The organism is Fibrobacter sp. UWCM (assembly GCF_900129735.1).
Classification (GTDB): Bacteria; Fibrobacterota; Fibrobacteria; order Fibrobacterales; family Fibrobacteraceae; genus Fibrobacter.
In genome coordinates this window covers 1-10243 of the sequence record NZ_FQWR01000039.1, presented here as the reverse complement: position 1 = coordinate 10243, position 10243 = coordinate 1, and the positions used below count along the sequence as shown (strand labels likewise).

The following is a 10243-nucleotide window of genomic DNA, read 5'->3' as shown; positions in this document are numbered from 1 at the left end:
GCGACTCGTGGTACCCAGACTGAAGAAATGCACCGACCCCCTCGCCAACGGGTCAGGAACTCGGGCGTACCAGGTGAGGATACCCTTTGACTTGTTCTTCTGTACAAGCGTTATGGACATGTACTACTTTTTTTTGTAATCTGGCCTGACGGTTCTGTTGATTGTCCACTCCTCGATGGCCGCCCTCGAAAAAAGGTCGCGAACAGGGTGCTTGAAGACACGGATGCGCTTTTCCTTCATCTCGTTGCGGAGTGAACTTTCCTTGAGTCCGGTCATCTTCATAGCGCCGGTGAAAGTATAGTAGATTTCGTCCATCACAGGCATCAAGTCCTTTTCAGGATCGATCATTTCGGAATTAAGTTTTACGTCCATATTACATTTCCTTTTTACCTAAATGCGGAGCCGCCTTTGGCTGCTTGATATGTTTTTCGATATACTCCTCAATCCATTCTGGCTTAAAAAATTTTCCTGTCCCCATCTCAAGAGAACGTATCTTTCTACGAGCGATTTCCCTGCATAGCGTACGACCAGAGAAAGGCAAGAGTTGCACAGCCTGTCCGAATGTGTAATACGCCTCGTTGTTGATGAGTTTTAACGGTTTTATGTTTGAATTCATCGAATATCCTTCTGGTTTATGTGGCTGGAGGGAGTCGAACCCGCAACCTTCGGCACCTTCTTCCCGCGTGTGACCCTTGACACCTTTCTTTCATCGGAGTCGAACCGACATTCGGGGTATAGCCGCGCTTTAACCAATTAAGCTACAGCCACTGTTTTCTTACACCATGTGCGTCCCTTCAACTCCGCGATTTTCACAGGCCATCGTTCTCTTACGCAGCCACAGCAAAGCCGCCTCGATTTTGGTAATCGCCATGGCGTTTTCGCGGCACTTGTATTTGGATTCCTGGAATCCCTGAAGGCGACGGATAACCATCACGAGGAGATCTTCGTTGCAGACGCCATTCACGCCGCATTCCTTGATGGGGCCTTCCTGGAAGTGGATCTCGGAGAGCACGAGGTTCTCGCCCTTGTGTTCTTCGGAGGTTTCTTCCTGTGCCTTGATAACCCGGAAGGTGTGCGGGGCGTTGTATTGGTACTCGGACTCTTCCAGGACCTTCGTGTACTTGGTCGTGAGGAGGTTGTGCTTGGTCTCCTTGAATTCGCGCACACGGTTGCCGGAGTCCACAATGTCGTACGTCTTCTCGAAGATGTCCGGCTTGCAGGGGCACAGTTTGCCGTTCACGCCACGGATGATGTAGTCGCCGACGCTTGCGTGGCGGTCGCCTTCGAGCGTCTTGATGTACATTTCTCCCTGGTCCTTGAAGAAGATAGTACCGTTCTTTTCGGCTTCCACGGCCCATTCGGGAACGTAGTATTCGCCGTTGCCGTTCTTGAGGTCGCCATCGTACTTGAAGCATTCGATGGTTACGGGTTTCTTTGTCGCTTTCATTTTGTTTACTCCTTGTTAGGTTTCGTCGATGAGTTTCTTGATCTGGTCGCCGAGGACTTTCTTGTAATCGTCCATGTGGTTGAACTGGATCGTGAGGAAGTTGTAATCCTGGTTCTTTTCCTTCGCTTCCTTGATTTCTGCGCTCAAGGACTTGCAACGGTCATACACCTTGTCGCGTTCGAGCGCGAGCTTCAGGATTTTCTCGCTCGGTGTTTCCTCGCGCTTTTTGCGGAGACAGTTCAGCATTTCGAACAGGTTTTCCGGAATTTCTTTTTTTTCGTTATTGTTATCCATTTGTCTTTTCCTTTGCGCTATGCGCGGATGGTCCTCAAGCCGTTGCTGGCAAGGCGCTTGTTGATGAGTTTGATTTGGTAGGGCTTTCTATGCTTGGTGCCGTTGACGACGCTTGCGATGTCGTTTTTGGGCGAAACGGGCGTCCACCCGAAAATCATTGCTCTGCGCTGAGCGCGGTTCGGTTCGTGGTTGTTAGACATTTGTTTGTTTCCTTTGCCTCTTCGGCGGTTGTTGTTTTTGGTATCTTAATTCGTTTACATATTCTCCGTATGCGACCATGCGTGCAAATTCATCCTTTCCGTATTCCCGTATCAGGCTGCTTCGAAATTCATACTCTCCCGTTTTGACATTGACGTAGAAAGGATCGCAGGGTTCAAACTCTTCTTTCCCGTTGGTGCAGACGCGCTTTCCGTCCGCTACGGATTCTGTCTCTCGACGGATGATGTAGAGGAACAACAACGCTGAAAGAATCCCGACAACCCATCCTACCAAAAAACCGATATAAAACATTCTACTTCTCCAGACCCATGTATTCCACCGTGGGCTCGTGCCACTCGGTATCGTCCCACTTGCGGACTCGCAATTCAGACTGCAAAGTTTGTTTTTCGTATCCAGTGTCATAAAACCATCCTATCTCGGCTTTCTCAATGACTCCGAATTTACTGATTCCCCATTCACCTTTCCCCTGTGCCAGCCACTTCGCTAACTCGCGGTTGGTAGCCCTGCGAGGCTTCGGTTCTTCGGGAATTTCTGCACAATACTCGAAAGCCCCTCCTCTTGTGATGACACTTCCTTCGCGACGGTATGGGATTATCGCGCATACCAATTTTTCAATCGGTCTTGTATAGCTTTCGTTCCAAACCAGCATTTCTCGCGGTTCTTCAAAAACTTTACATTCGTTGATAGATTGAAGTTCCATTCCCTTGTAATAAATCGTTGCCATTGTCGGCCTCCTTCATTTTTCTTTTTCAATTCGGGGTCTACAGTCTCGTTGATCTGAGTGCGGAGCCTGCCGAGGGCGAGCCCCGCTATGCACGAGGCGCGATAGAGCGGGTCCTTCTCGTGGCGTTCCTTCGTCTGCCTGCTCGGTGTCATGCAAACGAGGTTCGACACGTCCAGGTTGTACCTGTTGCCGTCCTTGAACACGACCACCTTGCGGCCCTTTATGGGGCCGTGGGCGCGCTCGTAGAGCACCCTGGCGAGGCTTTCCCGCTTGCCGGTTGTGCAGCGCCAGTAGTATCCGGAATCGTGCCACGCGTAGTTCCTGCCCTCGAACACGATGGTCTCGGCCCGCTTCTGCAGGGAATCCGGGTTCACCTTGATTCCGGCCTTGCTGGCAATCTCCATCACGGTGGTATAGGAGATGCCGTACTTCCTCGCGGTAGCCCGCACCTTGCCCGTCTTCTGCAGTTCCCTGATGACGGAGCCCGTGACGTAGGCGGCCTGCTCCCGCTGTGCCTTGAAGGACTTCTTCGTGACCGGGCAGAAGCAGATGCCGAGCCTGAACGCCTTCGTGTAGGCGCTCTTGAGCTTCCTTCCTGGCGGCAGGATGTTCTCCCGCAGCATTGCGATTTCCGCCTCTTTCCAGTAGTTGATCATGCTATCCCTCTGTTGCGAGTTCCTTCAGTTCATCGTCCAGCTTTACGGCCGTGGCGAAGTGCGCCTTGCTGTCCCTTGCGAGGTTTGCCGCCCTCTTGTGCCTCAGCGCCCCCTTCGTGGCCTTTTCGAACTTGACCGTGGCCGAGTAGATGGCTTCGAAGTATTCGTTGCGCTCGTTGTTGATTTGGCCGAGTTTGTCATAGAGAGCGAGGCACTTCTTGGCCAGCGCTACTTCGAGTTCGGAGTTACCCCCCCCCACGTAAATTTTGGTTTACAATGTTCTGGCAGTCGGTCTTGGAAATCTTGATGAACATGTCATTCTCCTTTGAGTTGCTTGTTTTCGGTTTCGAGTTCCCTGATTCGCGCTTTCGATAAGTCCCATTCGACTTCGTGTTTGCGAAGCTCGTCAAGTTCCGCAGCCATGGTTTCGATGATCTTCTTGTTTTCGGCCAGTGTTGCAGCCATCTGGTTGCGCTCGACCATGAGCGCGTCGTAGGCCCGGTGCCACTTGCCCACCTCGTTTTCCAGCTGGCGGGTGTAGGCCTTGTATTCTTCGATCGTCTGCATGCTAGAAGTCCGCCCTTTCCCGCTTCGACGGGATGTACTTCATGCCCTGCGCCTCGAGACGCGCCTGCTGCTCCTGGAGGGCCTCGCGGGACACCTTCGGCTCGATTTCGCGAAGGTCGGAGCCGAACGCGGAATCCACGGGGATGAAGCCGGTGGCCTTCACGAAGTTGCAGGCTTCCCTGGCCATGTCGCACACGCCCTTCCCGAGCATGGCGATGGTGGCGCCTTCCTGCGGGGAGATTTTCTTTTCCTTGAGGTCGCGCATGGCGTCGAGCATGAGCGATGTCGCCTGGAACATGGCGGACCTCGGGCGTTCTTCGTTACTCATCGGCGTCCTCCTCTTCTTCGTCGTGTTCGCTTTCCGCATTCTTGCGGCTCAGTTCGTCCTCGACTTCGTCGTCCACGGGTTCGGCTTCCTTCGGGTCGCCGTAAGTGATGATGGAGTACATCTTCCGGAGAATATCGATATCGTAGGTTCTCTCGAGGATGTGTTCGACGCTGCCGAGAACAGCGTCGTGGATGTCGCAAGGCCTGACCTGGTCGTCGATGTCGGAAAGTCCTGCGCAACGGTCTTCGTCGGTCTTGATTCCGAGAAGGTCATGCTGCGATTCGTCGATTGTGTCGTCAAGGTCGTAGCAGCGAAAGAGCAGCAGTGCAATCACGTCATCCTTGTCGCCTTTCTGGATCTTTCTCGCGATGGCCTTGCGGAGACGGATTTTCGTCATGTCTTGTTTTGTTTCGCGGAACCGGAATTCCTTTCTTTCCTTTTCTTCTTCGGCCTCGCGTTCCTCTTCGGTCATTTCGTGGTAGTCGGGAAGGTCGCGCTTGTCGAAGTATTCGTACGTCTTGAGAGTAGCAGCGTCGACAAGGATTCTCTTCTGTATGCCCGCTTCCTTGGCCTGTTCCTGCCCCTTGCTGTCATACTTGCCGATTTCAAACTTGTCGGCTTCGTCCATGCAGTCTACACCGTAACTGGAGAACTTGCCGAGGCGGGCGTTCCTGCCTTCTTCCTGGAGTTTCTTCACCTTAGCTTCGGCTGCCTTTTTGGCCTTGCGTGCCCAGCAGTTAGGGTCCAGGCAGTAGGCCTTCGGTTCGTTCTCGAACAGGTCCGCCTGGCATGAGCTGCAATTGTCGCACTTGAGGCAGGCTTCGTGCTCGAACGGTGCGTGGCTCAGGTCCTTGTGGTAACGGTCCAGGACTCCGTCGATGAAATACTTGTCCGTGCGGTAGCAGCTTTCGAGCTCGCGCTTGAAGACGTTGTCCGGGAGGTCGGCAATTTTCGCGGCCGCGTCGAGGCCTATTACGCCTTCCTTGACCTTCTTCAGCACCTTGTCGCCGGCGTCGGCGAGTTTCTTGCGGACCAGCACCCAGCGGAGCGTGCGGCCGAACTTGCGGGCCACCTGCTGCACGGTATTCTTCTTGCTGACAAGGAATTTCACGGCCAAGCACTCCTCGTAGGGCGTCATGTCCATGCGGGTGATGTTCTCGGAGAGCGGGATTTCGTCGAGACCCTCGGAATCCTTGTCCACCACGTGGCAGGGAACCTTCGCAAGCCCGATGCGTTTCGCGGCCGCGAGCCTGCGGTGTCCAGCGACGACGCGGTACTGCGTCGACATCCCGAAGTCGTTGGTGACCGTGATGGGGTTGATGATACCGTGCGCCCGGATGGACGCGGCCAGGTCGTCGATATCGCCTACCTGGCGGATGTTCCCGTTCTCCTGGATGTTGTCCACGGCGATGGTGCGGAAACTGTATTTGCGTTCCTCGTCGCCGTTCTTTTCGGGTCGTGCGTCCTTGACGCTCATGGTGATTGTCTGTCTTTTCATAGCGTGTCTCCGTTTGATGTGTGACTGTTCGGGCTTCCGGGCGCGGAATTCGTGTGTGTTGATTTGGCAATGTATGTCATGCGCCCATCGGCCCTAGAGGCATCCCCGGATTCGAACCGGGCCGGAATGGTATGGGGAAGTTCCACTCCAGGCACCTGCGATGCCGTGGTGCCCCTTTTTTCCTCAGCGGAAGGGGCCTCTCCGCCTTTAGCCGGAGAAACGGCTAGAAGGGCAGGTCGTCATCGTCGTCGTAGGACGGCGATCCGTACGCCTGGGCGTCGCTCTGCGCGGGCTGCGCCTGCTGCTGCGGTGCGTATGGGTTCGGCTGCTGGTTCCTGGGCGTGAGCACCTGGAACGTCTCGAGGTTCACATCGGTCGCGTAGCGCTTCTGGCCGCTGTTGTCGGTCCAGCTGCGGTTCGCGAGGCGGCCTTCCACGTAGAGGCTCGTGCCCTTGCGGATGCCGAGCTGCTCGAAGATGTCGGCCACCTTGCCCCAGCCCACGACATTGTGCCACTGGGTCTCCTCCTTCTGCTCGCCGTTGTTGTCGCGGTAGCGGCGGCTGGTGGCGAGGGAGAACGAGACGCACTTGCGCCCGGACTGCTGGCCGAGACGGATTTCCGGGTCCTTGCCGAGGTTCCCGATGAGCATCACTTTGTTCAGGTATGCCATTATTGCCTCCTACGAGATGATGAGCGTCGCCGACTTCTTCTCTTCGATGATGACGTCGGGGAACATTTCCATGAGTTTTTCTTTCTTGAGACCGGAAGCCTTCGCGATATTGTCCACGCTCAGGACTGCGAACAGCTGCTCCTTCGTCACGAGCCTCTTCTTCAGCAGGGTGTCGGCGACGATTGCCGCGGCGCCGTCCTTGAACTTGTGGGAGCTCCCGTTGTTTTTCAGTTTCACGTTGGCGGGGAATTCCTCGTACGTGCCGACATTGAACGCGTGCTTGAAAATTGCGTCGAGGTAGTCGACGGTCTTCTTGCACCAGCACTTGAATTCATTCAGGCGTACGATGGACGCCGCCTTCGCGTTCCTGGACGAGATGAAAGCCCTCTTCGTTTCCTCGTCCATCTCGACGCCCGCATTGGCGACGAGGAACTTCAGTGTCGCGATCTCGGACTCCCCGAGCACGAGCTTTTCCTTGATGTCGTCCTCGGTGATGATCATTACTTCCTTAGCCATTGTACTCGACCTCCTCCTTCAGGGTGTAGAACTTTTCCACCGCGTCGGCGTAGCGGTCGGCGGGCACGAGGTTCGGCTTCTCCCAGCCGCTCTCCTTGAGCCATTCCACGAGCTTGCCGTATGCGGCCGCGTCCTGGGTCTTGAACATCTGCAGCATGGAGGCGAACTGCTTCGTCGTGTAGTTCTTCACGGCCGCGAGGAGTTGCGCCTTGGGGTCTGTGCGGCTCTTCCTGGGCTGCTGCGGGGCGGGCTGTCCGTCGTCCTGTTCCTGGTAGTCGGGATAGCCGCCCTGCGGGGCCATGTCCTCGATGTCCTGGGTGAATTCGCAGCTGCCGCCGGTCGCCTTGAGCGTGGCGTCCACGAGGGAGCGCTTGGATGCCATCTTGAGCACGGTGTTGTACTGGTCGGCGATGTCGGGGTTCTCGGCCTTGGCGCTGTCCTTGAAGCGGACCCATTCCCACACGCCGTCGACCTTCTTCATGCCATAGCCCTGCTTGCGGTATTCCTGCTTGCGTTCCTTCGCGTCGGCGGGGATGGGCTGTCCCGTGACCTCGAAGTCGGACACGTTGCGGTAGCGGTACTTGGACTCCATGGTGGAGCAGCTGCCGAGGCCGGTGGCGATCGGGGTGCCTGTCGCGATGGACACGAGCGTGGTGGTGACGGTGTATTCGCGGTGGCCGTTGCCGAGGTCGGCGATTTCCACCTTGGCTTCGGGGGCGAGCTTGAATGCCATGCAGAGGAGCTCGGCGCCGTTCTTGAGGAGGGTGGGCTTGTCGCCGCATCCGGGGATGACTCCGAAGTGGGTGCCGTTCTTCATGATTTCCTTCTTGATCTGGGAGACCATGTTGGCGCGGGCCTTGAGCTCGTGCAGTCCGAGCATGAAGTCGGTGTTCTCGTGGATTTCCGCCACGGCGGTGTTGTTGTTCTGTTCCATGATTGTTTCTCCGGTTGATTGTGAATTCTATCCGAGTTCGGACATGGCGACCTCCGCCATGCCGGTGATTGCCATCTGCCAGTCCTCGAGGGCGGACTTGCGGGCGACCGCGAGGCGGGTGAGTTCGTCCACGTGCTCCTTGCCCGTGCGCTGGTGCATGACCGCCATCGTCGCGTATTCGCTCGCGGCCCTGAGCCACTGGACGTTCGCCTTGTAGTAGTTGCGTTCGAGGACGTCTATGTCCTGTCGTGTAGTTGCCATCGTGTGCTCCTTATAAGATGATCGCGAGCGCCACCGCGCCGACGATGGATGCCGCCACGGATGCGCCGATGAGTGCCAGCGCGACGGCGTTCGTGGTCCTGTACTCGTTGCTCTCCACGTCCTCGTGGATGCCGTCGGGTGCCTTTATGCGTTCGAAATTCATCATTCCTCCTAGTAGGTTGCTGCGAGCATCTTCGCGGTCCATACGGCCTCGTCCCACGTGGCGCCGCTCTTCCTGATGCGCGCGACCTCGTCCTGCACTTTTCTGTTCGTCGCGGCCTCTCCGGAAACGGTGAGGAAGGTGCGCTCCGTCTTTCCGGATACGGTGAACACCGAGCGGGACTTCTTGCTCTTGAATTCCTCCGTGATCATTCCGCCTCCCTTTCCATGCCGTGGGCCTTCATGAGTTCCCATACCCTGTTGAGCTCGCCGGGGCAGCCGAGCTTGGCGAGGGTGTCGCGGATGGCGCTGCGGCCGTGCCTGATGGCGATCGCGATGGCGATGGGGTGCGGCGGCGTGTCGGGGTTGAGGCCCTTGGCGAACGAGTCGCCGCAGAAGCGCTCCACGGCGGGCGTGATGTACGCGAGGAACTCGTCCGCGTCGCGCTCGGAGATGTACCTGGCGTGGCGGTGTTCGTCCATGCGCATGGCGCACTTGGAGCAGTATTCGTGGTATCGCCCGGTGAGCATGCAGTAGAGCGAGATGGTGCGGTTTCGGTTGACGGTTTCCATGTTCATTTAGCCACCCTTTCCGCGAGTTTCTCGCGGGCGATGCTGTACACGTTCTTTGCCTTGGGCGGCCTGCCGCGGCGCTTCTTCGGCTGCTCGTTGTTGACGGGCTTCTTGAATTCGGCCTCCTCGGTCGGCCATATACCCTTGACATCCTTGTAGAGACGCTTCACCGGCCTGGGTTGCCCTACGACCTCCAGGTCTACGGTGCCGCCAAAGTCGAGGATGAGCGAGAGCACCTTCTTGCAGACTTCCTTGTCCTTCTCCGTGTCCATGTTGAGCGTGATGATCATGCCGTTTTCTCCTGTTTCTTCGCGGCCCTGCGGGCCCTCATTTCTAGCCTATGCCTTTCGCGGTACTCGTCGGTGTTCCTTACACGTTTCATTCGTTCGCTTTTCTTGCGCTTGAATTCTGGGTCGTCCTTGTGCGCCAGGTAGTATCGCCTGTCCTTCGCCTTGCGTATCGCCTGCTTGTATGTCACGGCGACGACGGTCTTGGCGGGGCGCATCCTGTCGGCTATGAGCGACTCCCAGTTCATGCCGTTCTCCTTTTCTGTTCTGTCTTGGTGCAGTAGTTGTAGAGGGCGCCACGCCAGTCCTTTATGGGCTTTCCGTCCCTGTCGACCCACTCGCGAGCCTCGTGCATGGCGTACCATTCCTCTGCGAGACCCTCGTGCAAGTTGTTGTCGGCGACGAAGGCGTGGAAATCCTCGCGGCTGTTCGGGCACCTTGAGTTCTTGGCCTGTTGGCGTGCGGGAGCCCTATGCAATGGAGTCCCTCTTACGGAGTCCGCCCCCGCACGCCGTTGGCTTTCCAGAGCCTGGCCTTGCCGAGCCTCAAGACTTGCCACGGATCCGCCGTGGCTCGGGGCTGTCTCCGCCGGGTTGCCGTCTTCGGGACTGCACGACGGCGGTGCATAGCGGCCGTGGGAGTCCTCGCGGGTGTCCCGGGTCTTCGCGGTTTCTTGGTCGTAAGCTTTCCCGGATTGCGCAGCCGCCTCCGGGGAGCGGGACATAGTACCCTGCGCGGTACGCCCACCGCTGAATCCGTGCGCTGGGGCTTCGGTCTGCGGCACTCGCCGCATATTCCTGGAGACGGTGGTACTTACGTCCGCGCCCTCGCGGGTAGCGGCGTCTCCGTAAATGTTGGCAGACGGTTCGAGAGCGTCATGAGCCCGGGTCTCGTTTCTGGTAATCGCCGACCCGTCGGGTTTCGCCTGGGAGTCCTCGCGGGTGTCCCCGTCTGCCGTAAATGTGCCGCAGGATGTTGGCGATTTCGAGGCGGCACCGTTGCCGGCGTCAGACATATCCACCCCGGCGTTACCGTTCGGGGCATCCTGCGTAAATTCGTTGCCGTACATCTCGAGCCACTTCTCGTCCAGCTGCTCCTGCGTCGGGGACGT

Annotated in this window: 21 protein-coding genes; all 21 read right to left on the bottom strand. The window is 57.2% G+C overall.

The features are described 5' to 3' along the window. Positions 1 to 123 precede the first annotated feature (123 nt). Complete coding sequence (locus tag BUB22_RS15475) at positions 124 to 372, bottom strand: DNA-binding protein (protein WP_073116531.1); 249 nt, start codon at positions 370 to 372, stop codon at positions 124 to 126. Between the two features lies 1 nt (position 373). Beyond that, the gene (locus BUB22_RS15470; RefSeq protein WP_073116529.1) at positions 374 to 616 is read right to left on the bottom strand and encodes a hypothetical protein; all 243 of its coding nucleotides are present in this window, start codon (positions 614 to 616) and stop codon (positions 374 to 376) included. Positions 617 to 775: 159 nt separating this feature from the next. Beyond that, on the bottom strand, positions 776 to 1447 hold the full coding sequence (locus BUB22_RS16940) for an Acb2/Tad1 domain-containing protein (RefSeq protein ID WP_217650378.1): 672 nt from the start codon (positions 1445 to 1447) through the stop codon (positions 776 to 778). A gap of 15 nt (positions 1448 to 1462) precedes the next feature. Next, positions 1463 to 1741: a hypothetical protein gene (locus BUB22_RS15460; protein WP_073116528.1), complete on the bottom strand. Its 279-nt coding sequence runs from the start codon at positions 1739 to 1741 to the stop codon at positions 1463 to 1465. Positions 1742 to 1758: 17 nt separating this feature from the next. Further along, a complete protein-coding gene (locus tag BUB22_RS15455; protein WP_073116526.1) occupies positions 1759 to 1941 on the bottom strand; it encodes a hypothetical protein in 183 nt (60 codons plus the stop codon). Beyond that, positions 1934 to 2251 carry a hypothetical protein gene (locus BUB22_RS15450; RefSeq protein ID WP_073116524.1) on the bottom strand — a complete coding sequence of 106 codons (318 nt, stop codon included), beginning with the start codon at positions 2249 to 2251 and terminating at the stop codon, positions 1934 to 1936. The genes BUB22_RS15455 and BUB22_RS15450 overlap by 8 nt, the downstream gene beginning before the upstream one ends. A gap of 300 nt (positions 2252 to 2551) precedes the next feature. Then, entirely contained in the window at positions 2552 to 3340 is a 789-nt protein-coding gene (locus BUB22_RS15440; RefSeq protein ID WP_073116520.1) for an HNH endonuclease signature motif containing protein, read from the bottom strand. A 1-nt stretch (position 3341) separates the two neighbouring features. Continuing rightward, positions 3342 to 3599: a hypothetical protein gene (locus BUB22_RS15435; protein ID WP_073116518.1), complete on the bottom strand. Its 258-nt coding sequence runs from the start codon at positions 3597 to 3599 to the stop codon at positions 3342 to 3344. 56 nt (positions 3600 to 3655) lie between these two features. Next, a complete protein-coding gene (locus tag BUB22_RS15430; protein WP_073116516.1) occupies positions 3656 to 3907 on the bottom strand; it encodes a hypothetical protein in 252 nt (83 codons plus the stop codon). Position 3908: 1 nt separating this feature from the next. Beyond that, positions 3909 to 4235: a hypothetical protein gene (locus BUB22_RS15425; RefSeq protein ID WP_073116514.1), complete on the bottom strand. Its 327-nt coding sequence runs from the start codon at positions 4233 to 4235 to the stop codon at positions 3909 to 3911. Beyond that, positions 4228 to 5733 (bottom strand): ParB/RepB/Spo0J family partition protein, encoded by a 1506-nt coding sequence (locus BUB22_RS15420; RefSeq protein WP_083535591.1) that lies wholly within the window; start codon positions 5731 to 5733, stop codon positions 4228 to 4230. The genes BUB22_RS15425 and BUB22_RS15420 overlap by 8 nt, the downstream gene beginning before the upstream one ends. Positions 5734 to 5956: 223 nt before the next feature. Further along, on the bottom strand, positions 5957 to 6403 hold the full coding sequence (locus tag BUB22_RS15415; RefSeq protein WP_073116511.1) for a single-stranded DNA-binding protein: 447 nt from the start codon (positions 6401 to 6403) through the stop codon (positions 5957 to 5959). Between the two features lie 9 nt (positions 6404 to 6412). Next, on the bottom strand, positions 6413 to 6919 hold the full coding sequence (locus tag BUB22_RS15410) for a hypothetical protein (protein ID WP_073116509.1): 507 nt from the start codon (positions 6917 to 6919) through the stop codon (positions 6413 to 6415). Next, entirely contained in the window at positions 6912 to 7853 is a 942-nt protein-coding gene (locus BUB22_RS15405; protein WP_073116507.1) for a hypothetical protein, read from the bottom strand. The genes BUB22_RS15410 and BUB22_RS15405 overlap by 8 nt, the downstream gene beginning before the upstream one ends. Positions 7854 to 7880: 27 nt before the next feature. Then, positions 7881 to 8114, bottom strand: coding sequence for a hypothetical protein (locus tag BUB22_RS15400; protein WP_073116505.1), 234 nt, complete (start codon positions 8112 to 8114; stop codon positions 7881 to 7883). Positions 8115 to 8124: 10 nt separating this feature from the next. Beyond that, positions 8125 to 8280, bottom strand: a complete 156-nt coding sequence (locus tag BUB22_RS16825; RefSeq protein ID WP_175547314.1) for a hypothetical protein — start codon at positions 8278 to 8280, stop codon at positions 8125 to 8127. A gap of 5 nt (positions 8281 to 8285) precedes the next feature. Further along, entirely contained in the window at positions 8286 to 8486 is a 201-nt protein-coding gene (locus tag BUB22_RS15395) for a hypothetical protein (RefSeq protein ID WP_073116503.1), read from the bottom strand. Continuing rightward, positions 8483 to 8851, bottom strand: a complete 369-nt coding sequence (locus BUB22_RS15390) for a hypothetical protein (protein ID WP_073116501.1) — start codon at positions 8849 to 8851, stop codon at positions 8483 to 8485. The genes BUB22_RS15395 and BUB22_RS15390 overlap by 4 nt, the downstream gene beginning before the upstream one ends. Beyond that, positions 8848 to 9135, bottom strand: a complete 288-nt coding sequence (locus BUB22_RS15385; protein WP_073116499.1) for a hypothetical protein — start codon at positions 9133 to 9135, stop codon at positions 8848 to 8850. Before BUB22_RS15385 ends, BUB22_RS15390 begins: the two co-directional genes overlap by 4 nt. Then, a complete protein-coding gene (locus tag BUB22_RS15380) occupies positions 9132 to 9380 on the bottom strand; it encodes a hypothetical protein (RefSeq protein ID WP_073116497.1) in 249 nt (82 codons plus the stop codon). Before BUB22_RS15380 ends, BUB22_RS15385 begins: the two co-directional genes overlap by 4 nt. Beyond that, positions 9377 to 9610 carry a hypothetical protein gene (locus BUB22_RS16510; RefSeq protein ID WP_139259050.1) on the bottom strand — a complete coding sequence of 78 codons (234 nt, stop codon included), beginning with the start codon at positions 9608 to 9610 and terminating at the stop codon, positions 9377 to 9379. The genes BUB22_RS15380 and BUB22_RS16510 overlap by 4 nt, the downstream gene beginning before the upstream one ends. Positions 9611 to 10243 lie beyond the last annotated feature (633 nt).